Here is a 25,147-nt window from a genome sequence, read left to right on the forward strand (position 1 = left end):
GGATACGACAGGTGTTCAGACGACCGGTCGCGGCTGTTAGGTTAACCTAACCAAAGTTCGAGCCCAAGGGGGCGGTCGCCGATCTCCCCCCGGCCCACCGGAGTCCGCACGTGTCACTCACCAAGCCGAGCCCCGCGAGGGAGGGGACGGCGCCGGCACCGGCGCCGCCCCCTCCCGTCGAGGGACCACCCACGAGAACCCGTACCGCCCTGCGCTCCGCCGGGCTGGCGGGTGCCCTGGCGCTCCTGCTCGTCCTGCTGGCGCTGAGCCTCGGCTTCGGCGCCCGGCCGCTCTCCGCGGGCGAGGTCTGGGCCGGGCTCTTCGACAGCGGGTCCGCCACCTGGAGCGTGGTGCACGAGATGCGGCTGCCGCGCACCCTGCTCGGGCTCCTCATCGGGGTCGCCCTCGGCCTGGCCGGCGCGGTGATGCAGGCGCTGACCCGCAACCCGCTCGCGGACCCCGGGCTGCTCGGCATCAACGCCGGGGCGTCGGCGGCCGTGGTCACCGCCATCACCTTCTTCGGGGTCACCGGCTTCACCGGCTACGTGTGGTTCGCCCTGTTCGGCGCGGCCGTCGTCTCCGCCCTCGTCTACGCGGTCGGCGGCGGGCGCGGAGCGACCCCGGCACGGCTGGCCCTGGCCGGTGCGGCGCTCAACGCGGCCCTGTACTCCTACGTCAACGCCGCGATGATCATGAATACCGCGTCGCTGGAGCGAATGCGCTTCTGGACCGTCGGCTCGCTGGCCTCGGCCCGGATGGACACCGTCGTCAACGTGCTGTGGTTCGTCGCCGTCGGCGTCCTGGTCGCCCTCGCCCTCGCCCGGCCGCTCAACGCCCTCGCGCTCGGCGACGACCAGGCCCGCGCGCTGGGCGCCCGGCCGGAGAGGGTCCGCACCGCCTGCATCGTCGCCGTCACCCTGCTGTGCGGCGCGGCCACCGCCGCCGCCGGGCCCATCGTCTTCGTCGGCCTGATGGTGCCGCACCTCGTCCGCGCGCTCACCGGCCCCGACCTGCGCTGGGTGCTGCCCTACTGCGCGGTGCTCGCCCCCGTGCTGCTGCTCGGCTCCGACGTGCTCGGCCGGATCCTCGGCCGCCCCGGCGAACTCCAGGTCGGCGTCGTCACCGCCGTCCTCGGCGGGCCCCTCTTCCTGTACGTCCTGCGGCGGCGGAAGGTGGCGGCGGCATGAGGACCCTCCGCGCCGGACAGGCGCTCAGCATCCGCTTCCGCCCCCGTGCCCTGGCCGCCGCCGCCGGCTGCCTGATCGCCGCCCTGGCCGCCGGCGTCGCCACCATCGGCAGTGGCGACTACCCCATGGCCCCCGCCGAGGTGCTGACCACCCTCACCGGCGGCGGCACCCCGGCCCAGGACTTCATCGTCAACGAGCTGCGGCTGCCCCGGGTGATCGCCGCCCTCCTCGTCGGCGCCTCCCTCGGCCTGGCCGGCGCGGTCTTCCAGTCCGTGGTGCGCAACCCGCTCGGCAGCCCCGACATGCTCGGCCTCACCCAGGGGGCGTCCACCGGTGCGCTGCTCGTCGTCCTCGCCGGCGGCAGCAGCGCCGCCCTGGCCGGCGGAGCCATCGCCGGAGGGCTCCTGACCGGACTGCTCATCTACGCCCTCGCCTGGCGCCAGGGCCTCCACGGCTACCGGCTGGTGCTCACCGGCATCGGCGTCCTGGCGATGCTCACCGGCGTCAACGGCTACCTGCTCACCCGCGGCAAGCTGATGGAGGCCTCCCGCGCGATCCTGTGGATCACCGGCAGCCTCGACGGCCGCGGCTGGCCCGAACTCACCCCGCTGCTGATCGCGCTGGCGGTACTGGGCCCGGTCATCGTCCTCGGCTGCGGACGGGCCCTGCGGATGACGGAGATGGGCGACGACGCGGCGCACTCCCTCGGCGTGCGGGTCGAGCGCTCCCGCACCGTGGCGCTGGGCTCCGCCGTCGTCCTGGTCTCCTTCGCCGCCGCCTGCGCCGGACCGGTCTCCTTCGTGTCGCTCACCGCGCCCCAGCTCGCCAAGCGGCTCACCCGCGCCCCCGGCCCCAACCTGCTGCCCGCCGCCTGCATGGGCGCGGCCGTGCTGGTGCTCGCCGACTGGGCCGCCCAGAACCTCTTCGCCGGACGGCAGCTCGCGGTGGGCGTCGTCACCGGCCTGCTCGGCGGCTGCTACCTGGTGTGGCTGCTGGCCACCCAGCGGAAGGCGGGCCGGATATGAACGCCACCGCGACGGCGCACGACACAGGCGGACACCTCGAGGACGGAGCAGGACGGATGACGCAGGGCGACCACCGCGACCACCGCGATCACGAGGTTCCCGCGGCGGCGGCCGGGGGGACGAGGCTGCGCGGCGAGGGCCTCACCCTCGCCTACGACCGGCGGACGATCGCCGAGGACCTCACGGTCGCGATACCGGACCGGTCGTTCACCGTCGTCATCGGCCCCAACGCCTGCGGCAAGTCCACCCTGCTGCGCGCCCTGTCGCGGATGCTGAAGCCGGCCGCCGGATCGGTGCTCCTGGACGGCAGGGACATCTCCTCGGCCAACGCCAAGCAGGTCGCCCGCACCCTCGGCCTGCTGCCGCAGTCCTCCGTCGCGCCCGAGGGCATCTCCGTCTCGGAGCTGGTCTCCCGGGGCCGCTACCCCCACCAGGGCCTGCTGCGCCAGTGGTCGGCGGAGGACGAGCGTGTCGTCGCGGAGGCGATGGCCTCCACCGGCGTCGCCGAACTGGCCGACCGCTCGGTGGACGAGCTCTCCGGCGGCCAGCGGCAGCGGGTCTGGATCGCCATGGCGCTGGCCCAGCAGACACCCCTGCTGCTGCTGGACGAGCCGACCACCTACCTGGACCTCGCCCACCAGATCGACGTCCTGGACCTGTGCGCCCGCCTCCACCAGGAGGAGGGCCGCACCCTGGTCGCCGTCCTCCACGACCTCAACCACGCCGCCCGCTACGCCACCCACCTGATCGCCATGCGCGGCGGGCGGGTGGTGGCCATGGGACCGCCGGAGGAGATCGTGACCGCCGAACTGGTCGAGGAGGTCTTCGGTCTGCCCTGCCGGGTCATCGACGACCCGGAGACCGGCACCCCGCTGGTGGTGCCGGCGGCGCGGCATCGCGTCCGTGGGCCGCGGGCGGTCGAGAGCCTCACCTGATCCCCGGTCCCTGGCGTTGGGCCCCCCGGCTCCGGCCCGGCGGCCCCGGGGAGATCCCTCGCCGGGGCGGGTTCGGCCGCGTCCCGGGGAGACGCACTCCACCGCGCCCGCGCCCGCCTCCACGGGCGCGGGCGTGGGGGCGGGGGAGCACGGTGGAAGGCCGCCGCCGTCAGGCTCCCCCCGCCGGCCGTCGCCGCAGGGCGATGCCGACCAGTGCGGCGTTCCCCTCCGCGTCGCGGCCGTCCGGGCCGGTGAGGGTGTCCTCCAGACCGATCCGCGTCTGCAGGCCCAGGGCGAGGGCCCTGTCCAGCACCGGCCAGGTGCACTCACCCTCGCCGTGGAGCAGGACGGGGGCGAAGACCCCCGCCCGTGCCAGCCGCCGGAGGATCCGGTCCGCCTCCCGCAGCGCCTCCGGCACGGGCAGGTCGATCATCTCGACGAGGATCCGGACGCAGGAACCGGCGTGGGGGCCCTCGACCAGCCGGACGGCGTCCTGCTCCGACCACACACCGGCCTCGATCCCGACGCCCAGGTCCAGCAGGGCCCCGGCCAGGTCCTCGAAACCCGGCTCGCCGAGGTTGACGGACGCGAAGTCGGGGCGGTCGGCCACGGCGGACCAGGCGCGCACCGCGGCCTGCCGCGCCGCGGCGTTCCCGTCGCAGATCCACAGGCCGGTCGACACCCCGACCGGCAGTCCGGGGCAGGCCCGGCGCACCGCCCGCACGGCCGCCGCCACGGCCCGCGCCTCCAGGGTCTCCCGGCCGGATCCGTCCCGCGGGTGCAGATGCACACTGCTCGCCCCGGCGGAGCGGACCGCCCTCGCGTCGGCCGCCAGCCGCTCCGCCGTGAGGGGGACGCCGTCGTGCTCCTCGGCCGTGCGCCGGCCGTTCAGACAGGCCTGAATCACTCCGCAATCGTGCCACGCCCATGCCCGGGCCCATCCGGACCGCGGGATTCCCACCCGTGAGGCCGGCGGGGGCCCGCGGAGGTCTGCGGGGGCCGGTGGTCGGGACCGCTGCGGGGAGGTGGCAGGATCGCAGGGTGGTGGAACGGATCATCGCCGCCTGTGACGGCGCGTCGAAGGGGAATCCCGGGCCCGCGGCCTGGGCGTGGGTCATCGCCGGTGCGGACGGCGGAGTGGAACGCTGGGAGGCCGGTCCGCTGGGCCGGGCGACCAACAACGTGGCGGAGTTGACCGCGCTCCGGGAACTGCTGGAGGTGCTGGACCCGGCCGTACCGGCGGAGGTGCGGATGGACTCCCAGTACGCGATGAAGGCGGTCACCACCTGGCTGCCGGGCTGGCGCCGCAAGGGCTGGAGGACCGCGGCCGGCACACCGGTGGCGAACCAGGCCCTGGTGATGAGCATCGACGCGCTGCTGGCCGACCGGACCGTGGACTTCGTCCACACCCCGGCCCACCAGGTGGACGGCGACCCCCTCAACGACGCGGCCGACCGGGCGGCGAGCCATGTCGCCCGCACGCAGCAGCCGGCCGGTTCCGCCGCGGGGGACGATCTGCCGCCCCCGCAGCCCGGCACCGCACCCGCCGCCCAGCGGCCCCGCCGGGCGGGGGCGAAGACGGCGCAGCGGTCCGGAGCGACACGTTCCCCGGGCGGTTCGGTCAAGGCCCGGTTCCCGGGCCGGTGCCGCTGCGGCCGGCCGTACGCGAAGGGCGAGACGATCGCGAAGAACCCCGACGGCTGGGGCCACCCCGCCTGCGCCGCCGCAGGGGCCGCCGGGGCGTGACGGCGGTGTGCCCCGGCGGCGCGGCGCCCGTACCGCCGGGGCAGGGGCCCTCGTCCGGCGGCGCCCTCCCCGCTGCCGTGCGGGCCGTGGCGCCCACGCGACCCGCCGGTGTGCGCCGGGGAGTCCGCGCGGGGGACGCCGGGGAGTCCGCGCGGGGGAACCGTGCCGCGCCACGGGCGCCGCCGCGACGTGCAGGCGGCGGACGGCGGACGGCGGACGCCGTGCGACCGCGGTACGACCGATGTCATTTACGGTGCAACCATCACGGTCCGCCGCGAGTCCTTCACGTACAGCACGATTCCTTCGCACCGTGGAGGGGAACTCCCTTGCGCAAGCGCCCCGTCATAGCCGCGTCCGTCACCGCCGGCGCCCTCGTCCTCCTCGCCGCCGCCCCGGCCCAGTCCGCCGAGTACAACTCGGCGCTGAAGGTCCGCGGCATCCAGTACGACGCACCCGGCCGGGACTCCAACAGCTGCTCCTACGGCAACACCGACGAGGAGTACCTGACGATCAGGAACTACTCGTCCTCCTCGACGGTCAACCTCCGGGGCTACGTCGTCAAGGACGCGGCCGGCAACCGCTTCGCCTTCACCGCCAACCACTACCTCCAGCCCGGCGACTACGTCAGGCTCCGCGGCGGCAACGGCACCGACTCGGACAAGTACAACGTGGTCTACCGCGACAACTGCAACTTCATGTGGAACAACGACCGCGACACGATCTACCTGTACAAGCCCTCCGGCAGCCGCTCGGACGTGCACTCCTACACCAGGAGCGGATCCGACGCCGACGGCAACGGCTACATCACCTACCACAAGTGACCCGCACGCCGTGCGGAGGCCCGCACGGCGTACGGACCGGTCGGAAGAACGCCGAGAAGAACGCCGAGGGGCCCGGACCGCGGTGCGGTCCGGGCCCCTCGGCCCACCGGGACGCCCCTAGCGGGCGGTGCCGAAGTTCTGCGTCCAGTAGTGGCCGGGCTGGGCCAGCCCGACGCCGATCTCCTCGAACGCGCAGTTGAGGATGTTGCGCTTGTGGCCGGGGCTGGACATCCAGCCGCTCATCACGCTCTCGGGGGTCCTGTAGCCGTAGGCGACGTTCTCGCCGTACGTCCTCCAGGTGTAGCCGGCCCTCTTCAGGCGGTCTCCGGGACCGGACCCGTCGGAGCCCGTGTGGGACATGTTCCTGTGGTCGGCCATGTCCTGGCTGTGGGCCTGGGCGGCCCTGGTCAGCTTCTCGTTCACCTTCAGCGGCGCGCATCCCGCCCTGCCGCGCTCGCTGTTGACGAGTTCCACGACGCGGGCCACGGCACCGGTGGCCGGTGCGGTGGAGGCGGGGGCGCTCGGTGCGGTGGAGGCGGGGGCGGTCGGGGCGGCGCCGGGGGTCCGCGTCGTCCCCTCGGCGGGCCGCGGGGTCCACTTCGACGGCGCCGACCGGCCGTCGGCGTACCTGCCCTGCCAGGAGCGGGACCGGTCGTCGGCGGTCGCCGGCCGGTCCACGCACGCCATGGCCGCGGCGGGCACTCCCACGACGGCTACGGCGAGAGCCGCGACGGATATCTTCCGGTAGCGCCTCGTTCTGCGGTGCTTCCTCATGTGTGACCCCAATCGGTGGATCGCGGAGTCCCCCCGGTACGGCTGAACCCGCACGGTCCTCCTGCCTGAGCTGCGGAAACGCCGTGCGGGCCGCCATTGTCGGGACCGCCCGGCGGGCGGGGCAACGAGCGTTGGTACTAAGCCCGCTCGTAGGGCCGCACGCCCCTTGCGAGGACCGCGCGGGCGTGCCGGGCCGGGGTGCCGCGGTCGTGGAGCCCCCGTGTCGCCCCGTCAGGAACCGTCCCGCGCATCCGCGGACGGGCGAACGTCCCGTGCGGGGCGCGGGCTGCCGGACAGCGCGCGAGATATGTTCATGTCGAGAGGGACAAGTCGCTTATGTCCGCCGGATGTCACCTACTATCCCGCGGGCTTAGTACCGGTATCCGATGTGATGGATGTCACGGATCGTTCCCGGGGAGCCGGTCCCGGGGGCACGGGGACCGCGCGGCGAGCCGGTGGGGCGCGGTGATCGGCGTCGGCGCCGGGCTTCGCGGCCACCGGTTGGTCCCCCGGTCTCCCGGTCGTCCGGAAGAGGGAGGAGGAGGGGGCCGTGCGGGGCTCCGGGAACGGAGGAGGCGGCAGGGACCCGCGCCTCGTACGCCGTGGGTGGTGCGGGATAATGCGACCATGAGGATCTCGGCGAAGGCGGACTACGCGGTGCGGGCCGCGCTGCACCTCGCCGCGGCCCGGGAGGCCGGTCCCCTGAAGACGGAGGCCATCGCCGAGGCCCAGGAGATCCCGCACAAGTTCCTGGAAGGCATCCTGAACGACATGCGCCGGAGCGGGCTGGTGGTGAGCCAGCGCGGGGCCAACGGCGGCTACCGGCTGGCCAGGTCACCGGAGTCGATCAGTGTCGCCGACGTGATCCGAGCCGTGGACGGGCCGCTGGTGTCGGTGCGCGGGATGCGCCCGCCGGAACTGTCGTACACCGGCCCGGCCGAGTCCCTGCTGCCGCTGTGGGTCGCGCTGCGGGCCAACGTCCGCCAGATCCTCGACGGGGTGTCGCTGGCGGACGTCGCCTCGGGCGCGCTGCCCGGCGACATCTCCGGCCTGGTGGAGAATCCGGCCGCCTGGCGCAACCCCTGACCCGTTCGGCACGAGGGACCGGCGTCGTGACCGGTGACCGCCCGACCCACCGGTTCCCCGCCGATGTGATCGGGGCCGCAGAGCGCGTCGGCCCCGCGCGGCGGCGCCACGCCGGCCCCGCCCGTGCCTCCTGCCGCCGCTGCCGGGCCTGAGCGGGGCTGAATCCCTCCCCGGCCCCCGGCCTCCGGGCAGGCGTCGTCTCCTCCGCCCGCTGTGCCGACCCGCCCCCGAGCGGTCCGGTTCCGGTGCGGTGCGCCCGTGGACCGCCGTCGTCGTGGCGCCGCCGCGCGTGCCGCGGCCCGGGGCGGCGGTCCGCGGATCCGATCAGCCCGCCCTCCCGCTCCCCGCGCGTCCGCGTCCGCCTCTCCCGAGTCCGGCCGCGTGTGCGCACTCGGCGTGCCCGCACCCACCCATCCGGGGTCCCGTCCGATTCGCCTGCCGGTGCCGACTCCGGCCGGCCCCATCCGATGTGGCGGCAGGAGGCGTTGGCCGGAGGACTGCTCGACGGTCCCCCCGGCGTGCCGCGCCCGCCCGGGCGCTACCGCGGGCCGGGCACGTACTTGTAGCCCACCCGCCGCACGGTGACGATGCGGTGCCGGTGGGCCGCCCCCAGCTTGCGGCGCAGCCGCGCGACGTGGACGTCGACGGTGCGTCCGTCGCCGACGTGGGTGTGGCCCCAGACGCTGTTGACCAGGTGCTCGCGGGAGTGGACCCGGTGGGGGTGCGCGACGAGCCGGGCCAGGAGCGCGAACTCCAGGAACGTCAGGTCGAGTTCGCGCCCTTCCACCTCGGCCACGTGGCGCGCGGTGTCGATGTGGACCAGGTCGTCGCCCCGGATCACCGGGGAAGGGGCGTCGTCCCGGGCGACGGGCCGGATCCGCGGGCTGAGCCCGCTCGCGGTGAGGAGCGCCGCGGGATCGACGTCTTCGGGCAGGAAGAGGAGGTAGCCGACGAGCGGTGTCGCGTCACCGCCTTCCACGCCGTCCGGTCCCTCCTCCCGGACCGGTCGCGGGCGGTGGGGGGTGGGGAGAGGGGTGTCGGGGCGGAGGGCGCGGGCCGGCAGTGCCACGGTCATCGGATCGGTCCTTTCGCGGTGTGCGGGGGGGGGGGCGTGGCAGGTCGCTGGGCCGGGAGGGGAGGGGAGCGGGGCGGGAAGGGCGCGGAGGCGGACACCGGCCGGTCCCGGACGCGGTACGGCGGCAGCGGACATGCCTGGGAGCCCCGGGGAGGGGCGGGGGAGGCGACGCGCGGAGCGGCGACGCGTCCTAGGCGCGTCGGCAGGCAGCACCGGCCACACGACGGAAGTCGACGTGCCGGCGGCGTACGAGCGGCTGCTGCGTGCGGGACATGTCCGTCATCCTGCTGGCTCCGTGAGATGGCGTCAAGCTTCCCGAGTGAACTGGTGGGGAAACTGGGGAAGCGTGGCGCGGGGACTCCGGGGCGCGCCGAGCGGAGGCGTCCCGGAGGCGCCCGCCGCGGGAGCCCACGCCGGACGCGGAGGTCTTCCACCTGCGACGAACCCGTTCACCGAGGCCGATCGGCGATCCTCGTCCCGATTGCTGATACGCGGCTGTCCGCATGTCGGGCGGCCACTTGCCGCAGTGGACGTTCGCCCCCACTATCCCTACCTATCAAGTGTGGAAACTAGGAATTGCGTGAGGTGGCTGTGAGAACCCTGATCCTGCTGGCCCTGGCCGGGCTCGGCGCCCAACTGGTGGACGGAAGCCTGGGCATGGCCTACGGCGTCACCTCCACCACCCTGTTGCTCGCGATCGGCACCAACCCCGCCGCGGCGTCCGCCACCGTGCACCTGGCGGAGATCGGCACCACCCTGGCCTCGGGCGCCGCCCACTGGCGCTTCGGCAACGTCGACTGGCGCGTGGTGGTGAGGATCGGCATCCCGGGCGCGATAGGCGCGTTCGCCGGCGCCACCTTCCTGTCCAAGCTCTCCACGGACACGGCCAAGCCCGTGATGGCCCTCATCCTGCTGGGCCTGGGCCTGTACGTCCTGACCCGGTTCACGTTCGCCGGGCTCCCCCAGGACAGGCTCGGCAAGCCGCTGCGCAAGAGGTTCCTGTCCCCGCTGGGCGTCGTCGCCGGTTTCCTGGACGCCACCGGGGGCGGCGGCTGGGGGCCGGTCGGCACGCCCGCGATCCTGGCCAGCGGCCGCATGGAACCGCGCAAGGTGATCGGCTCGATCGACACCAGCGAGTTCCTCGTCGCCGTAGCCGCCAGCATCGGCTTCCTCGTCGGCCTCGGCTCGGAGGGCGTCAACGCGAGCTGGGCCGCGGCCCTGCTGGTCGGCGGCCTGATCGCCGCGCCCGTCGCCGCGTGGCTGGTGCGCCACGTCCCCCCGCGCGTCCTCGGGTCCGCGGTGGGAGGCCTCATCATCCTGACCAACGCCCGCACCCTGCTGCGCAGCGACTGGATCGACGCGGGCGACGCCACCCAGTGGACGGTGTACGGGGTCGTCTACGCCGCGTGGGCGGCGGCCCTGGCCTACTCGATCCGGGAGCACCGCCGGCAGAGCGCGGCGGCGCAGCCCGCGCACGCCGTGGCGGACGGCGCCGACGACACCGCGGAGACCCGGCCCGCCGCGAACGTCACCACGGTCTGAAGGGAACGGGCCCGGGCAGGGCCCTTCCCGGTCCGCCCGGCCCCGCACGCCCATCGCCGGCAGGCGCTCGCCCGGCATCCCCCGACCGACCCCGGAGGTACCCATGCCACCTGTCACCCCCCACGCCCCGGCCGCGTGCGCGGTCCGCTCCCCGTGGTCCCGAGCGCGCCGGGCGCGACGGTGAACGTCACCGCGCCCGGCGCCCCGGAGACGTGGACCGCCCCCGGCGCCGGCGGCCTGTGGCCGCGCGTCGCCCGCGAACTCGCCGACGACCTCGCCGTCGACATCCTCGCCCGCGACCGAGCGGGCAGGCCCCCGCTCGAGGAGGTCTCACGACTCCGCGAAGCCGGCTTCCTCGGGCTGCTGACCCCGCCCGGACCGCGGGGACGGGGCGTCGACTGGCGGCGGGCCTGCGCGCTCATCCGCGAGATCGCCGCGGTCGACAGCTCCGTCGGCGAACTCCTGGCACGCCACTACGCCCTGTCCTGGGCCGGCCGCCTCGTCGCCGGGCCCGAGCGCGCCGCCGGGCTCGAACGCCGCACCGCCGAGGAGCAGTGGCTGTGGGCGGGGGACGTCGACGCGCCCGGCACCGGGGCGGTCACCGGCCTCACCCTCGCCCCCCTGGGCGACGGGTACGTCCTCAACGGGCGCCGGACCCTCGCCGCGGGGGTGGCCGTGGCGGACCGGCTCGTCCTGGACGCGGTGTGCGCGGTCACGGGCGCGTCGCTCGTCGTGGTGGTGGACCCGTCCCATGCCGGTGTGGTGGCCGACGCCCTGCACGACCGCCTCGGCCAGCGGCTCGCGGGGGCGGGCGACGTCCGCTTCCACGACGTCCCGGTCGACGCGGAGCACGTGCTCGGCGCCGGTCCGCACGACGAGCACGCGGCCAGGGCCTCGGCCGCGCTCGCCCCGCAGGCCCTCCGGCTCGCCCTCGCCCACGTCGAACTGGCCATCGCCGAGGGCGCCCTGGCGGAGGCCCGGGACGTGAGCCGGAGGACCCCGCCCCCGTGGACGGCCACCGGAGCGGAGCGGGAGTACGGTCCTCCGGACGAGGAGGCCGACCTCCTGCTCGCCTACGGGAAACTGGCGGCCGCCGCCCACACCGCCGCGGCGGTGGTCGAGCGCGCCACGGAGGCGCTGGCGCGGGAGCTCGGCGCCCCGCACGGCGCCGGCGCCCCGCCGCACGGCGCCGACACGGCGGTGCTCGTGGCCACCGCCGAAGCCGTCACCGGCAGGACCGCGCTGCACATCACCGGGCGGGTCCTCGAACTCGCCGACGGCCCGGGGCTCGACAGGTTCTGGCGCAACGCGCGCGTCCTGACGGCGCGGAACCCGACCGCCTCCCGGCTGCGCGACATCGGCGACCACTACCTGCACGGAGCGCGCATCCCTTCCACGCCGTAGGGGCGGTCGAGCCGGGCACTCCGCCGCCACCGGCGCCGGCCGCCCGCGGACCCCCCTCGGCCCCGGGGGAGGGACATGCCCGCCGCACCCCTGACAACCGCGCCGTCCCTCCGGGGCGGGACCGCCGTCACGCACGGTCTGCCCCGCCTCGGTGGTGCCTCGGGGATGCGTCGGTGCTGCCGACGTGGGCATGAGACCCCGCACGGGCGTGGGCCGGACCTCGCGCGACCCGCTCCCGGACGCCGTGACGCCGCTTCCCTCCCCCGCGGCGGCCGGCCCTCCACGTCCGCCCCGGCGCCCGGGCCGGGAGGCGCCGCCGGCCGCCGGGGCCATACCTTGTTACCGGGGGTAGCACGGAAGGGCGCCCTTGCTTTACATTTTGTCTAACAAGCGCGGAGGGGTGGCTTCCGGGGATCCGCCGGGTCCGGGAGCGGACCGGCGGCGCGGCGGCCGCCTCCCGGCGCGACGGGCGGACAGGGAACGTCGCACACGTTTCGAGGAGCGCACATGACGAGCACCACCGGCACCGTTCGACCGACGGCACAGGACCGGCACGGAGAGCACGACGTCGCCCGGCGGCTGCTCGACTCGGCGGCGAGGCTGGCGTACGACCCGGCCGTGGAGGTGGACTGGGAGACGCCGCTGGACAAGGACTTCCACGGCGCCAGCCCCGAGTGGAGCACCCTCTACGGCACGCCCTACTGGGACGAGCTGACCGACGCGCAGCGCAAGGAGCTGACGCGGCAGGAGGCCGCCTCGGTGGCCAGCACGGGCATCTGGTTCGAGATGATCCTCCAGCAGATGGTGCTGCGCGACATCTACGCCAAGGACCCCACCAGCGCCGAGTTCCAGTGGGCGCTGACCGAGATAGCCGAGGAGTGCCGGCACTCGATCATGTTCGCCCGCGGGGCCCAGAAGCTGGGCGCCCCGCCCTACCGGCCGCACCGGTTCGCCCTGGAACTCGGCCGGGCGTTCAAGACGCTGGCGTTCGGCGAGGCGGCGTACGCGGCGATCCTGGTGGCCGAGGAGGTCCTCGACGTCATGCAGCGCGACTGGATGCGCGACGAGCGGGTCGTGCCGTTCGTCCGCACCATCAACAACATCCACGTCGTCGAGGAGTCCCGGCACATGAAGTTCGCCCGCGACGAGACGCGCAAGCGCCTCGCGGGCGCCGGCCCGCTGCGCCGCCGGATCCACGCCCTGGTGATCGCGATCGCGGCCTACGTCATCGTCACCAGCATGGTGAACCGCAAGGTCTACGCCAACGCCGGACTCGACGAGCGGCGTGCCGTCAGGGAGGCGAGGGCCAACGAGCACCACAAGTCCATGATGCGATCCAGCTGTTCGGGGCTCATGGAGTTCCTCGCCTCCGCCGGCCTGCTGACGAAGCCGGCGCTGGTGTTCTACAAGCGCGCCCACCTGATCTGACGCCGAGCGAGCCGCGACATGACCCACGTCATCACCCAGAACTGCTGCACCGACGCCGCCTGCGTCGCCGTCTGCCCGGTCAACTGCATCCACCCGACTCCCGAGGAACGGGCCTTCGGCAGCACGGAGATGCTGTACGTCGACCCGAGGGCCTGCATCGACTGCGGCGCCTGCGCGGACGCCTGCCCGGTGGACGCGATCCTCCCCGAGGACCGCCTCACCGGCGCGCAGCGGGAGTACGCCGCCGTCAACGCGGCGTACTTCGGGGACGAGGAGCCCGAACCCGCCGACCACGGCCCGAACTTCCACGCCTGGGGGAGTCCCGCGTTCGAGCGCAGCCTGCCGTCCGACTTCGCGCCGCTGCGCGTCGCGGTCGTCGGCACCGGCCCGGCCGGCATGTACGCCGCCGAGGACCTGCTGCTGCACACCAACGCCGAGGTGACGCTCATCGACCGGATGCCGGTGGCCGGCGGCCTCGTGCGGTACGGCGTGGCACCGGACCACCCGGGGACCAGGAAGGTCGGCGACACCTTCGCGCGGCTCCACGCGCACCCGCGGGTCCGCATGTACCTGGGGCTCGACGTGGGCGGGGACGTCACGCCGGAGGAGCTGGCCGCGCACCACGACGCGGTCGTCTACGCGGTCGGGGCCCGCGCCGACCGCCGTCTGGGGATCCCGGGCGAGGACCTGCCCGGAAGCGTTCCGGCCACCACGTTCGTCGCCTGGTACAACGCCCACCCGGAGACCGCCCCGGACGCCGTGGGCCTGTCCGGCGAGCGGGTGGCCGTGGTCGGCAACGGCAACGTCGCCCTCGACGTCGCCCGGATCCTGACGGCCGACCCGGAGGCCCTGGCCTCCACCGACATCGCCGGCCACGCGCTCGAGGCGCTGCGCGCCGGGAAGGTGCGGGAGGTGGTCCTCCTCGGGCGTCGCGGCCCCGAGGACGCGGCCTGCACCAGACCGGAGCTGCTCGCCCTCAAGCACCTGCCCGGTGTGGACCTGGTCGTGGACGACCACGACCCCCGCATCGGGGCGCGCATCGACGCGGCCGGACCGGAGGACAGGGCCGCGGTGCTGCGGGGCGTCGCCCGCCACGCCGTGGACTGGTCCCTCCCGCCCGCACCGGGACGGCGCATCGTGCTCCGCTTCCACTCCGCGCCCGTGGAGGTGATCGGTGACGGGAGCGTGCGCGCCGTCCGCGCCACGGCGGCCGGGGGAGAGCTGGAGATACCGGTCGGCATGGTGGTGCGGGCGGTAGGCCACCGGGGCGTGCCGGTCGCCGGGCTGCCGTTCGATGACTCCACCGGCACCGTTCCGCACGAGGGCGGGCGGGTGGCCGGACGGCCGGGGACGTACGTCGTGGGCTGGATCAAGCGCGGGCCCTCGGGCGGCATCGGCGCCAACCGCGCCTGCGCGGCCGAGACGGTCGGCACCCTGCTCGGCGACGCGCTCGACGGAGCCCTGCCCACGCCCGAGCACGGCGCGAAGGCCTTCCGCCGGCTCGTGCGGAGCCGCAACCGCCACCTGGTGGACGCCCGCGGCCTGGCCGCGATCGACCGGGCCGAGGTGGCCCGCGGGCGCCGGGACGGCCGGCCGCGGGACAGACTGGCCACCGTCCCCGAACTGGTGGCGGCGGCGAGGGGCGGCCGCCGGCTGCTTCCGCTCACGCGCTGAACGCCCCGCCGCCGGCGGTGCGAACGGCCGGCCGGCCCCGCCCGCGCCTCGCCCCGTCCGGGCGGGGGCGCGGGCGGGACCGGGCGCTCCCGCCCCCCGGCGCGCACGCCGGCCGGGGCGGGGCCCGCGCTCAGGTGCGGGTGCCGAGCCGAGGGGCGGGGTCGGCCCGCTCGGTCCTGGCCTCGATCGCGTGGAGGACGGCCACCATGTCGGACCCGCCGTGTCCCAGCGCGACGGTCTCGCCGAAGAGGGAGTGGCAGACGTCCAGCAGGGGCGAGGCCAGGCCGGCCTCCCGGGCCGCCTCGAAGATCAGCCGGTTGTTCTTCAGGACGTCCAGGGCGGCGGCCTGGACGTCGAAGTCGCGGGCCAGCAGTTTGGGCGCCTTCATGCGGGAGACGCCGCTGGCCATCGGTCCGGCGTCGAGCACGGCCAGGAACCGCTCCCGGTCCAGTCCGTGGCGGTCGGCGAAGTGGAAGGCCTCGGTGAGGCCGGTGACCATGGTGATCAGGAACAGGTTCACCGCGAGCTTCATCAGCAGCGCGTTCGGCGCCGGCCCGCAGAGGAACGTCTCGCGGCACATCGGCCGCAGCAGCGGACGGACCGACTCCACCGCCGTCCGCTCCCCGGCCAGCATGGCCACGAGCTGCCCGGCCTCGGCGGGCCCGCGCGATCCGGAGACGGGGGCCTCGACGTAACCGCCCCCGGCCGCGCGGACGTCGGCTTCGAGGCCGTGCGAGTAGTCGGGCGACGTCGTTCCCATGTGCACGATCGTGCGCCGGGCGACGTTCGCGGCGAAGTCCGGCGTGCCGCGTCCCAGGACGGAGTCGATCGCCGCGCCGTCGGCCAGCATGAGGAAGACGACGCGGGCGCGTTCGAGGACCTCGGCGGGGCCCGCCGCCACCTCGGCGCCGGCCGCGCGCAACGGCTCGCTCCTGGAGGCGGTGCGGTTCCAGACGGTCAGCGCCGTCCCCGCTCGGGCCAGATTGAGCGCCATGGGCTGCCCCATGACGCCGAGACCGATGAAACCCACGTCCACCGTGTGCCGCCCCTCCGGCCGGCGTGCTCGCGCAGCCGCCGGCCTCGTCGCTTATGACGCGCGTCATAGTAGCGGTCTCCATGACGCCCGTCATGGAGAACCGGCGCGCGGCCCGCCCGGGCCTGCGCGGCCGGCCGGAGCGGGGAGGGGGCTCCCGCGCCCGGGGCGGTCCGGGCGGCGTCGTTAGGCTGGTCCGGTCCGCGGGCGAGGACCGCTCGCCCGGCTCGCCACGGGATCGGAGGTCGGGGATGGCGGTTTCCGGACGGGGGCCGCGCGAGCGGATGGTCTTCAGCGCGGCCCAGCTCATCCGGCGCGGCGGAGTCACCGGGACCGGCCTGCGCGACGTCGTCGCCCACGCGCAGGCCCCGCGGGGCTCCCTGCAGCACTACTTCCCGGGCGGCAAGGAGCAGCTCGTCAACGAGGCCGTGGAATGGGCCGGCCGCTACGCCGCCAAACGCGTCGCCCGGTTCCTCGCGGAGATGCCCGAGCCCTCGCCGAGCCTCCTGTTCGCCGCGATGGTGCGCCAGTGGACCGACGAGTACCGGTCGGTCGGGTTCGCGTCGGGCTGCCCCGTCGTCGCCGCGACGGTGGACTGCGCGGAGTCCGCCGAGTCCACCCGGGAGGCCGCCGCCGCCGCGTTCGCCGCCTGGAACCGGCCGGTGGCGCAGGCGCTGACGGACATGGGCGTGCCGGCCGGGCGTGCCGCCTCGCTGGCGACGCTCATGATCAGCGCGCTGGAGGGGGCGATCGTGGTGGCCAGGGCCGAGCGTGACGTGCGCGCCCTCACGGTGGTGGCACGGGAGCTCGGCCCCCTCCTGGACGGCGGCGTCGCCCCCCGGGACTGAGGCCGCGCGCCGCCGGACGCCAACCGCGTCCTTCCCGCCCGGAGAGGGGCGGGAAGGACGCGGCCGGTCACACGGTCAGCACAGACCCTCGGGCTTGGAGTCCCGGCACAGGTTGTCCTGGAAGACGTTGCCCGCGCCGGCGCCCCGGTTCGCCAGGTCGGCCGCCCCGTTGCCCTGCACGATGTTGTCCTCGACCACGTTGTGCTCGTTGCGGGCCCCCACGAAGCTCTTGAAGAGGACGATGCCGCCCGACAGGGGCGAGGAGCCCACGTTGTCCTCGACCAGGTTCTCGGCCACCCAGGTCTCCTCGGCGCCGGTGAGGACGATCCCGGACCCCTGGAGGAACGGCAGACGGGGGGTCGCCGGGCAGTACCTGTTGTTCGAGTGGACGTCGTTGCGGAAGACCGTCAGCGCTCCGGCCCGGGGCTTGGTCTCGTCCCCGACGACGAACATGGCCGCGCAGTTGCCCGCCATCTCGTTGTTCCTGACGACGAGGTTCCGCAGCCGTCTGACGGTGACGCCGATCCGGTTGTCCAGGAGGTGGTTCTCCCGGACCACCGTCCCGTCGGCGTCGGCGGCGCCCTTCTCCCGCTCCACGGTGTTCGAGAGCAAGAGACCGGCGTCGGCGTTGTTCCGGGCGGTGTTGTAGCTGATGTCCGAGCGGGTGGACTTCTGCTGGGCGATGCCCCACTTCCCGTTCCGCTCGGCCGTCACGTGCCGCACGCTCAGCCGGTCGGTCCACGAGGCCCACAGGCCGTTCTGCTTGAAGCCGCGCAGGGTCAGGGAGTGCACGGCGGCGCCGGTGACGGGCCGGCCGTCCGTCCCGGACACGCAGATGCCGTGGCCCTCGCGCGCGCAGTCGTTTCCGGTCCGGCCGGTCGCCGGCATGAGGACGGTGTCCGGACCCGAGCCCCGCAGTGTCAGGTCGGACGTGGTGATCCGGACGCTCTCCCGGTAGGTGCCGGGGGCGAGGACGACCGTGTCCCCCGGTTCCGCGGCGTCCACGGCCTGCTGGATCGATTCTCCCGGACGGACCAGGTGCGTGTCGTCCTGGGCGGAGGCCGCCGGAGCGGCGGCCACACCCGAGACCACGACGACCGCGGCCCATCCGAAGCGAGTGATCTGTCGTTTCGTCATGAACTGAAAATATGGGCGGTATGTTGATATTCGCCACATGTGTTAACCCGAGGCAGGAACACTGCCGCCGTTCCGGTCGGCCTCACTGGTCCAAGCGGCCGAGGGCACGCGGCCCGGCACCCCGGAGGGGCCGCACGCGGACCGTACCGCCACCGTGACCTCCCGTCAGCGACGCCGTCGCGGTCGCGCTGCCGCGGCCCGGGACCGCCCGCCCGGCGGTACCGGGGCACAGCGTGGGCATACGGAAGCCGGGACCGGCACGTGCCCGACACGGTGAAGGGAGCACACGCCATGGCGACCGCGCAGCGCATGGTGGTCATCGGAGCGAACGCGGCGGGCATGTCGGCCGCCTCGCAGGCGCGCAGGCTGAAGGGCGCCGGGGAACTGGAGATCATCGCCCTCGAACGGGGCGGTCACGCCTCGTACTCCGCCTGCGGCATCCCCTACTGGGTCGGCGGCGACGTCGCGGACGCCGGCGACCTGATCGCGCGGACCCCCGAGCAGCACCGCGAACGGGACATCGACCTGCGCCTGCACACCGAGGTCACCGAACTCGACCCGGACGGCCGGCGCGTCCGCGTCCGCGGACGCGCGGACGGCGCAGCCGCCGGGGAGTGGCTGGGCTACGACCACCTGGTCGTCGCCACCGGCGCCCGCCCCCTGCGCCCCGCGCTGCCGGGCATCGACGCGCCGGGCGTGCACGGCGTGCAGACCATGGACGACGGCCGGGCGCTGCTGGACGCCCTGGAGAGGGCCGAGGCGGCGCGCACGGCGGAGGCCCCCCGGCGCGCGGTCGTGGTCGGCGCCGGCTACATCGGCGTGGAGATGGCCGAGGCGCTGATCCGCCGCGGCCACCGGGTCACGGTGCTGGACCGGGCCGAGCAGCCGATGAGCACGCTCGACCCCGACATGGGCCGGCTGGTGCACGAGGCGATGTGCCGCATGGGCATCGAGACGGTCACCGGCGCCACCGTCACCGCCGTCCGCACGGGTGAGGACGGCCGGGTGCGGGCGGTCGCCACCGAGGACGCCGAGTACGAGGCCGACACCGTGGTGCTCGGGCTGGGCGTGCGGCCCGAGACCGGCCTCGCGCGCGAGGCCGGTCTGCCGCTGGGGGAGTCGGGGGGCCTGCTGACGGACCTGGCGATGCGCGTGCGGGGCCGGGAGGACATCTGGGCGGGCGGCGACTGCGTCGAGGTCCTCGACCTCGTCTCGGGCCGCACCCGGCACGTCGCGCTGGGCACGCACGCCAACAAGCACGGCCAGGTCATCGGCACGAACGTCGGCGGCGGCTACGCCACCTTCCCCGGCGTCGTCGGCACGGCGGTCAGCAAGGTCTGCGACCTGGAGATCGCCCGCACCGGCCTGCTGGAGACCCAGGCCGAAGCGTTGGGGCTGCGGTTCGTGACCGTGACGGTCGAGTCCACCAGCCGCGCCGGCTACTACCCGGGGGCCGCGCCGATGCACGTGAAGATGCTCGCCGAGCGCCGCACGGGCCGCCTGCTGGGCGTGCAGATCGTCGGGCGCGAGGGCGCGGGCAAGCGCGTGGACGCGGCCGCGGTCGCGCTGACCGCCGGAATGACGGTCGAACAGATGACGGCCCTGGACCTGGGGTACGCGCCGCCGTTCTCCCCGCTGTGGGACCCGGTCCTGGTGGCGGCCCGGAAGGCGGTCGCGGAGGTGCGCCGGGCCGGCGCGCACTGACGGGCGCGGCCCGGAGCGCACGGCAGACGGCGCACCGCCCTCGCGCCGGCCCCCCTCCGCCCGTCGCCCGCCGCCCCCGTCCGCCGCGCTCCGGGGACGGAGGACGCGGGACGGGCCGGAAGCCGCGGATCCCGCCCGGCGGTCCACCGGGCGGAATGTCAGTGACGTGCGTCACAGTTGTCCGTAGGGCGGGCTCCGGGCCGGGGGACCCGGGGCGACCGCCGAAGCGCGACCTCGACGCGAGGGGACGAGTCCCATGACGCATGAGTACGCGATCCAGGCGGAGGGCCTGGCCAAACGGTTCAAGGAGACCCGGGCGCTGGACGGCGTGGACCTGGTCGCCCGCACCGGGACGGTGCTGGGGCTCCTCGGGCCCAACGGAGCGGGCAAGACCACCGCCGTACGGATCTTCGCCACGCTGCTCCAGCCGGATGCCGGGCGGGCCGAGGTCGCCGGTCACGACGTGGTGCGGGAGGCCGGCGTCGTGCGCTCGCTCGTCGGTCTGACCGGCCAGTACGCGGCGGTCGACGAGAACCTCACCGGCACGGAGAACCTGCTGCTGATCGGGCGGCTGCTGGGGATGTCGAGGCGTGAGGCGAAGGCGCGGGCGGCCGAGCTGCTGGAGCGCTTCGGGCTGACGGGAGCGGCGGGACGCGCGGTGAAGACGTTCTCGGGCGGCATGCGGCGCAGGCTGGACCTGGCGGCGAGCCTGGTGGGCCGGCCCCCCATCCTCTTCCTCGACGAGCCGACGACCGGACTGGACCCGCGCAGCCGCAACGAGGTGTGGGACATGCTGCGCGGTCTGGTCGCCGAGGGCGTGACCGCGCTGCTGACCACGCAGTACCTGAACGAGGCCGACCTGCTCGCCGACCGGATCGTGGTGATCGACAAGGGCCGGGTCATCGCCGAGGGCACCTCCGACGAGCTGAAGACGCAGGTGGGCGGGCAGGTGCTCCAACTGCGGCCGGTGCGGGGACACGACCTGCCGACCGCGCACGCCCTGGTGGCCCAGGCGGCCGGGCCGCAGACCCGGATCGAGGGCGATCTGGTCACGGTACCGGTCAACGACCCGGAGCTGATGCCCGCCGTCGTCCGCCGCCTGGACGGGGCCGGCGTCGCGGTCGGCGAGCTGACGCTGCGCCGCTCGTCGCTGGACGAGGTCTTCCTGGCCCTGACCGGTCGCCGCACGGGGCCGGACGGGGAAGGCCCCGGTGCGGACGCCGAATCCGGCGACCGCGAGACCGAGAAGGCGGTGAGCGGATCATGACCGCCACGACGGCCGGCGCCCCCGTCACCGCGAGCGGCCGGGTCCGCCCCGGCACCGGACTGCGGCAGACCGCCACCATGGCGTGGCGCAGTCTCGTCGCCATCAAGCACAACCCGCTGGAGCTCGTCGACTACAGCATCACGCCGATCATGTTCGTGTTCCTCTTCACGTATGTGCTCGGCGGCCAGATGGCCGGGTCGCCCGATGCGTACCTGACGTACGCCCTGCCGGGGATCATCGTCCAGAACACCCTGTTCATGACCACCTACACGGCACTGGCGCTCAACACCGACCTCACCAAAGGCGTCTTCGACCGGCTGCGGAGCCTGCCGGTGGCCCGCTCCGCCCCGCTGATCGGACGGATCACCGCCGACCTGGCCAAGCACGTGTGGGCGATGCTCCTGATGATCGGCCTCGGCCTGGCGCTCGGCTTCCGCGTCACCGGCGGACTCGGCGGCTTCCTCGCGGGCGCGCTGCTGCTCGTCGTCTTCGCGGCGGCGGTGTCCTGGTGCGCGGTGCTGATCGGCATGCTCGCGGGCGACGCGGAGAAGGTCCAGGCGTTCGGCTTCACCCTGATCTTCCCGATCACCTTCACCAGCAGTGCCTTCGTCCTCGTCGACACCATGCCCGGCTGGCTCCAGGCCTGGGCGGACGTCAACCCGGTCACCCATCTGTCGGACGCGTACCGCGGTCTGCTGCTGGGCGGCGAGGTGGGTCGGCCGCTGCTGTGGTCGCTGGTCTGGGCGGTGGGGATAGCGGCGGCCTTCTACCCGATGGCGATGAAGGCGTACCGGGCGAAGGCGTGAGGGGAGCACGCGCACGCCGGGCGCCGCGGAGCCCGGTCCCGCACCGCCGAGGCCCGTGCCGGGAGGGTGTGCGCGAGATGTTCGCGCGCACCCTCCAAAGGCGTCTGCGCCCCTGCTAGGCAGCCGTACCCGCGGAACGGACCGGCGCGGCCCGCCCGCGCGAGGCGTCCCCCACGGGGCGGCCGGGGGAGGGGGGCGGATGCCCGCGGGGCCCCGGCGGACGGTCAGGGCGTACGGCCGGCGGTGTCGGCGGTGTCGGCGGGCCGGGTGTGCGCGAGGAGGACGTCGGCGAGCGGGGGCACGGCCGCGCTCCCGAGCGCGTGCCCGAGTCCGGGGATCGTGACGAGCCGCGCGGAGGGGATCGCACCGGCGAGCCGGGCCGCGTGCGGCGGGGGTGTGACCGGGTCCTCCGGGGCGTCGACGACCAGGGTCGGGACCGTCACCCGCGCCAGCTCCTCCCCCCGCTCCATGCCGGACCGGTCGGCGAGCGCGTGCGCGGACGAGGCGGTCCACGTGCCGCTGTGCGCGGCGACGCGGCGCTCGAGGTCCGCGAACTCCCCGGCGTCGAAGGGCAGGACACCGCCGTTGAGGAGGCGCCAGTGCTCGACGCGCCACCGCAGTTCGGCCTCCCGGTCGCGCTCCTGTCCCATCTCCTCCCACATCGCGAGCAGGCGCGGGTCGGGGCCGGGCAGGTCCTCGTCGCGGATCTCCGGGTCGGGACGCGCGCCGCCGAGCACCGACGTGCCCCACAGCGCGGCGCTGAGCAGCCGCTCCGGGTGGTCCAGGAGCAGCAGTTGCACCAGGTAGCCGCCCATCGACATCCCGGCCACGTGCGCGCGGTCGATCGACAGGGCGTCCAGCACCGCCACGGCGTCACCGGCGAGATCGCGGATCGCGTAGGGCCGCTCGTGGAAGGCACGGGTGGAGCGGCCGGTGTCGCGGTGGTCGTAGCGGATGACGCGGTGGTGCCGGGCCAGTCGGCCCACGAGCCCGTCGGGCCAGCCGAGTCCACCGGCGCCTGCTCCCATGATCAGCAGCAGCGGCGGCAGGTCCTCCTCGCCGACCGCCTCGACCCACAGCCGGTAGCCGTCCCCGGTCTCGGCAAAGGTCTCCATGTCTCCCCCCTCGGTTCGGGCCCTTCGGTTCGAGCCCTTCGGTTCGGGCCGTGGAGCCGCGACTCGTCGAGCGCGGTCCGCGACAGTGCGTCGGCCTGCTCCTCGGCCGGAACCGCGTCCTCGGCCAACGGCTCCCCGGACACGGAGGAACCGTAACAGAAGCGAGACGATACGTCTCGTCTCTTTAGGGGAGTGGCAGATGCCCTCGTCGCGGAGAGCCGCCTCCCCGTCGGAGCGGAGACCCTGCGGCTGTCCGGTCACGTCGGTCCGAACAGCCGGTGCCCGGGCGGCGCACCGCAGGCGACCGCGCCGGTGCCGCGCCGGTGCGATCCTCCGGTGGCTGCCGGACGGGCGGGTGCGGCCGGGGCGGTGAGTGCCCGCGGCCGGGTGCGCCGCGGCCCGGCGCGGGAGGCCGTGGAGCCGGTCGGTGGGACCCGCGAGGTGAACGCGCCGGCGTCGGAGCGGAAGGCGGGCCTCAGTGCCTCGTCCGGCGTGCTCGGCGACCGGCGGCGCGGCGCGACGCGACGGGTTCCGCCCGGTGCCCGCCGCCCCGCGCGTTCCCCGCGCCCCGGGCGCACCCGGACACGCCCCTGCGGCGCGTCGCAACGCGTCCGGGGCGTGCCGGGGCGGGGGATGCCTACTCGGCTCCGAGGGCGAACAGCAGGTAGAGGAAGAACGCGAAGACGTGGCCCGCGACTATGTAGGCGAACAGGCGGAGGACCAGTCCGCGGGGGAAACGGCCGTCCCCGCGCTCGACACCGGTGTCTTCACTCGGCATGGGGGCCACCTTCCGGGAGGGTCGTGTGCCGCTGGGCACCTTGGGGGATCGGACGGTCCGCGCCGCCCAGGCACAGGTCGCCGGTGTGGCTCCGCAGCAGGGTGTGGACGAAGAGCAGGTCGGCGCCCTGCGCGGAGGCGGCGGTGATCCGATGGGGGGTGAGGCTGTCGTAGTGGGCCGCGTCGCCCGGACCGAGCACGTGCTCCTCGCCTCCCAGGGTGAGTCCGAGGCGGCCGGTGAGGACGTAGAGCCACTCCTCGCCGACGTGGGTGCGGACCAGGTCGCCCTGGGCCTCCGGCGGCACGTGCACCCGCAGCGCCTGCATGGCCCGGCGCGACCCTCCGGCCTGCCGGTAGATCCAGCCGCCGGCCTCGGCCGCCTCCACCTGCCCGGCCCGGATGACCTGGTCCCGGTCGGGCGGGGTCTCGCCCAGCAGGTCCGAGACCGTGGTGCCGTAGGTCCGGGCGAGTGCCAGCAGCAGCGGCAGCGACGGCTGCCGCTGTCCCGTCTCCAGGCGGGACAGGTGCGCGGGGGACATCTCCAGCCGCCGGGCCGCCGCCTCCAGGGTGAGGCCGCCGCGCCTGCGCAGGTCGCGCAGGCGCGGCGCGACACCGGACAGGTCCGTACCCGTGGCGGGGGTTTCTTGGCCCATGCATCCATTGAGCCACATGCTTGCCCCACAGGCAAACGGATTGCCTCCAAGGCAAAAGGCGGAGGAGGTGGCCTCCGCTTCCCGCTCCACCATGAGAGCACGGGGCGTTGCGCTCCACGAGGCGAGGGACCCAGGCGGTCCGCCGCCCCCGGGACCCCGCCGTTGACGCCGGAGCAGGGAGGCGCAGAGGAGTCCATGGCGCGGACGCCGTCCGGTCCGGTGTCCGGCATCGCCCCGCCGCGGGGGCGTATCCCCTGCGGATCCCCTACGGAGTCTCTCCGGCCCCGACCCCCGTCGTACCGCGATCCGCCGCAGCCGCTCCTTGACAGAGCCTGTCATGCAGCATGCAATATATTGCATGCCGGTTCCGAAGAGCCAAGGGCTCGTTTCCAGGTCACTGCTGAGGGAGAACGCCTACCGGGCGATCCGGGACGCCATCGTCGACGGCACGCTCGCCCCGGGCGAGCGGCTCAACGACGGCGACCTGGCGCAGTGGCTGGGGGTCAGCCGCACGCCGGTGCGGGAGGCTCTGGCGCGTCTGGAGCAGGCCGGACTGGTGCAGGCCAAACCCGGCCGCTACACCAGGGTCAGCCCGCTGGACGTCCGGGCCGTGCGCGGAGCCCAGTCCGTGACGGCGGCCATGCACGAACTCGCCGTCCGGGAGGCGCTGCCCAACCTGTCGGCCGCCGAACTCGACGCCATGCGCGAGGCCAACACACGCTTCGCCGCCGCCCTGCGGGACAACGACGTCGACGCGGCGATCGCGGCGGACGACGACTTCCACGGTGTCGCGGTCACCGCCTGCGCCAACCCCGCGGTGCGCACCGTGCTGGAGCAGTTCACGCCGGTGGTGCGGCGTCTGGAACGGCTGCGCTTCTCCTCGCTGAGCGGCCGGGGCTCGGTCGCCCAGCACGATCGCATCGTCGAACGGTGCGCGGCCGGTGACGTCGACGGGGCCGCCGCCGCCACCCGCGCCAACTGGCAGACCCTGGCGCCCCTGCTCGACACCCTGCCTCCGGACGCCGAGGCCGACACCGGCGCCGACCGCACCGGCGCCGACCGCACCGGGGGCGGCACGCCCTCCCCGCACTGACCACCAGACCCGCCGGC

General features: G+C 74.9%; 23 protein-coding genes. 15 read left to right on the forward strand and 8 right to left on the reverse strand.

Annotated elements, in window-relative coordinates; all coding sequences use genetic code 11:
* Window positions 1-209 precede the first annotated feature (209 nt).
* From QC029_RS00585 to QC029_RS00595, 3 genes are read left to right on the forward strand one after another with little or no spacing between them, the layout of a single operon-like run.
* Entirely contained in the window at window positions 210-1,187 is a 978-nt protein-coding gene (locus QC029_RS00585) for an iron ABC transporter permease (RefSeq protein ID WP_279553350.1), read from the forward strand.
* Window positions 1,184-2,212, forward strand: a complete 1,029-nt coding sequence (locus tag QC029_RS00590) for an iron chelate uptake ABC transporter family permease subunit (protein ID WP_279553250.1) — start codon at window positions 1,184-1,186, stop codon at window positions 2,210-2,212. The genes QC029_RS00585 and QC029_RS00590 overlap by 4 nt, the downstream gene beginning before the upstream one ends.
* 56 nt (window positions 2,213-2,268) lie before the next feature.
* The gene (locus QC029_RS00595) at window positions 2,269-3,147 is read left to right on the forward strand and encodes an ABC transporter ATP-binding protein (protein WP_279553251.1); all 879 of its coding nucleotides are present in this window, start codon (window positions 2,269-2,271) and stop codon (window positions 3,145-3,147) included.
* 169 nt (window positions 3,148-3,316) lie between these two features.
* Here QC029_RS00595 and QC029_RS00600 read toward each other — a convergent pair whose 3' ends face one another.
* Window positions 3,317-4,054: a 3-keto-5-aminohexanoate cleavage protein gene (locus tag QC029_RS00600; RefSeq protein WP_279553252.1), complete on the reverse strand. Its 738-nt coding sequence runs from the start codon at window positions 4,052-4,054 to the stop codon at window positions 3,317-3,319.
* 134 nt (window positions 4,055-4,188) lie between these two features.
* Here QC029_RS00600 and QC029_RS00605 point away from each other — a divergent pair, with 134 nt between their 5' ends.
* Together QC029_RS00605 and QC029_RS00610 are read left to right on the forward strand one after the other, a co-directional pair.
* Entirely contained in the window at window positions 4,189-4,893 is a 705-nt protein-coding gene (locus QC029_RS00605) for a ribonuclease H (protein ID WP_279553253.1), read from the forward strand.
* A 326-nt stretch (window positions 4,894-5,219) separates the two neighbouring features.
* Window positions 5,220-5,714, forward strand: a complete 495-nt coding sequence (locus QC029_RS00610; protein ID WP_279553254.1) for a lamin tail domain-containing protein — start codon at window positions 5,220-5,222, stop codon at window positions 5,712-5,714.
* Window positions 5,715-5,831: 117 nt separating this feature from the next.
* Here the strand turns inward: QC029_RS00610 and QC029_RS00615 are convergent, their stop codons facing one another.
* Entirely contained in the window at window positions 5,832-6,488 is a 657-nt protein-coding gene (locus tag QC029_RS00615) for a CAP domain-containing protein (RefSeq protein ID WP_279553255.1), read from the reverse strand.
* Between the two features lie 627 nt (window positions 6,489-7,115).
* On the opposite strand from QC029_RS00615, the gene QC029_RS00620 reads away from it, so the two are divergent.
* Window positions 7,116-7,574 (forward strand): Rrf2 family transcriptional regulator, encoded by a 459-nt coding sequence (locus QC029_RS00620; RefSeq protein ID WP_279553256.1) that lies wholly within the window; start codon window positions 7,116-7,118, stop codon window positions 7,572-7,574.
* Between the two features lie 538 nt (window positions 7,575-8,112).
* On the opposite strand, the gene QC029_RS00625 is transcribed toward QC029_RS00620, so the two are convergent.
* Window positions 8,113-8,649, reverse strand: coding sequence for a winged helix-turn-helix domain-containing protein (locus tag QC029_RS00625; protein WP_279553257.1), 537 nt, complete (start codon window positions 8,647-8,649; stop codon window positions 8,113-8,115).
* A 585-nt stretch (window positions 8,650-9,234) separates the two neighbouring features.
* Here QC029_RS00625 and QC029_RS00630 point away from each other — a divergent pair.
* The 4 genes from QC029_RS00630 (at window position 9,235) to QC029_RS00645 (ending at window position 14,697) form a co-directional block, all read left to right on the forward strand.
* Window positions 9,235-10,191 carry a sulfite exporter TauE/SafE family protein gene (locus QC029_RS00630; RefSeq protein ID WP_279553259.1) on the forward strand — a complete coding sequence of 319 codons (957 nt, stop codon included), beginning with the start codon at window positions 9,235-9,237 and terminating at the stop codon, window positions 10,189-10,191.
* 135 nt (window positions 10,192-10,326) lie between these two features.
* Window positions 10,327-11,595, forward strand: a complete 1,269-nt coding sequence (locus tag QC029_RS00635; protein ID WP_279553260.1) for an acyl-CoA dehydrogenase family protein — start codon at window positions 10,327-10,329, stop codon at window positions 11,593-11,595.
* A 507-nt stretch (window positions 11,596-12,102) separates the two neighbouring features.
* Window positions 12,103-13,023, forward strand: a complete 921-nt coding sequence (locus QC029_RS00640) for a diiron oxygenase (protein ID WP_279553261.1) — start codon at window positions 12,103-12,105, stop codon at window positions 13,021-13,023.
* 18 nt (window positions 13,024-13,041) lie between these two features.
* Window positions 13,042-14,697 carry an FAD-dependent oxidoreductase gene (locus tag QC029_RS00645; protein ID WP_279553262.1) on the forward strand — a complete coding sequence of 552 codons (1,656 nt, stop codon included), beginning with the start codon at window positions 13,042-13,044 and terminating at the stop codon, window positions 14,695-14,697.
* Between the two features lie 130 nt (window positions 14,698-14,827).
* Here QC029_RS00645 and QC029_RS00650 read toward each other — a convergent pair whose 3' ends face one another.
* Window positions 14,828-15,733: an NAD(P)-dependent oxidoreductase gene (locus QC029_RS00650; RefSeq protein ID WP_279553263.1), complete on the reverse strand. Its 906-nt coding sequence runs from the start codon at window positions 15,731-15,733 to the stop codon at window positions 14,828-14,830.
* Window positions 15,734-15,981: 248 nt separating this feature from the next.
* On the opposite strand from QC029_RS00650, the gene QC029_RS00655 reads away from it, so the two are divergent.
* Window positions 15,982-16,578, forward strand: coding sequence for a TetR/AcrR family transcriptional regulator (locus tag QC029_RS00655; RefSeq protein ID WP_279553264.1), 597 nt, complete (start codon window positions 15,982-15,984; stop codon window positions 16,576-16,578).
* Window positions 16,579-16,653: 75 nt separating this feature from the next.
* Here the strand turns inward: QC029_RS00655 and QC029_RS00660 are convergent, their stop codons facing one another.
* The gene (locus tag QC029_RS00660; protein ID WP_279553265.1) at window positions 16,654-17,715 is read right to left on the reverse strand and encodes a nitrous oxide reductase family maturation protein NosD; all 1,062 of its coding nucleotides are present in this window, start codon (window positions 17,713-17,715) and stop codon (window positions 16,654-16,656) included.
* 291 nt (window positions 17,716-18,006) lie between these two features.
* Here QC029_RS00660 and QC029_RS00665 point away from each other — a divergent pair, with 291 nt between their 5' ends.
* The 3 genes from QC029_RS00665 (at window position 18,007) to QC029_RS00675 (ending at window position 21,492) form a co-directional block, all read left to right on the forward strand.
* Window positions 18,007-19,419 carry an FAD-dependent oxidoreductase gene (locus QC029_RS00665; RefSeq protein ID WP_279553266.1) on the forward strand — a complete coding sequence of 471 codons (1,413 nt, stop codon included), beginning with the start codon at window positions 18,007-18,009 and terminating at the stop codon, window positions 19,417-19,419.
* A 256-nt stretch (window positions 19,420-19,675) separates the two neighbouring features.
* Window positions 19,676-20,686: an ATP-binding cassette domain-containing protein gene (locus QC029_RS00670; protein WP_279553267.1), complete on the forward strand. Its 1,011-nt coding sequence runs from the start codon at window positions 19,676-19,678 to the stop codon at window positions 20,684-20,686.
* Window positions 20,683-21,492, forward strand: coding sequence for an ABC transporter permease (locus QC029_RS00675; protein WP_279553268.1), 810 nt, complete (start codon window positions 20,683-20,685; stop codon window positions 21,490-21,492). The genes QC029_RS00670 and QC029_RS00675 overlap by 4 nt, the downstream gene beginning before the upstream one ends.
* A gap of 224 nt (window positions 21,493-21,716) precedes the next feature.
* Here the strand turns inward: QC029_RS00675 and QC029_RS00680 are convergent, their stop codons facing one another.
* The 3 genes from QC029_RS00680 to QC029_RS00690 all read right to left on the reverse strand — a co-directional run bounded on the left by QC029_RS00680 (window position 21,717) and on the right by QC029_RS00690 (window position 24,037).
* Window positions 21,717-22,607 (reverse strand): alpha/beta fold hydrolase, encoded by an 891-nt coding sequence (locus QC029_RS00680; RefSeq protein ID WP_279553269.1) that lies wholly within the window; start codon window positions 22,605-22,607, stop codon window positions 21,717-21,719.
* 637 nt (window positions 22,608-23,244) lie between these two features.
* Complete coding sequence (locus QC029_RS00685) at window positions 23,245-23,385, reverse strand: DUF6126 family protein (protein WP_279553270.1); 141 nt, start codon at window positions 23,383-23,385, stop codon at window positions 23,245-23,247.
* Window positions 23,375-24,037: a cupin domain-containing protein gene (locus QC029_RS00690; protein ID WP_279553271.1), complete on the reverse strand. Its 663-nt coding sequence runs from the start codon at window positions 24,035-24,037 to the stop codon at window positions 23,375-23,377. Before QC029_RS00690 ends, QC029_RS00685 begins: the two co-directional genes overlap by 11 nt.
* 358 nt (window positions 24,038-24,395) lie before the next feature.
* Between QC029_RS00690 and QC029_RS00695 the strand changes: the two genes are divergently transcribed.
* Window positions 24,396-25,130: a GntR family transcriptional regulator gene (locus QC029_RS00695; protein WP_279553272.1), complete on the forward strand. Its 735-nt coding sequence runs from the start codon at window positions 24,396-24,398 to the stop codon at window positions 25,128-25,130.
* Window positions 25,131-25,147 lie beyond the last annotated feature (17 nt).

This window comes from Streptomyces sp. DH37, assembly GCF_029813835.1.
In the GTDB taxonomy this organism is placed as follows: domain Bacteria; phylum Actinomycetota; class Actinomycetes; order Streptomycetales; family Streptomycetaceae; genus Streptomyces.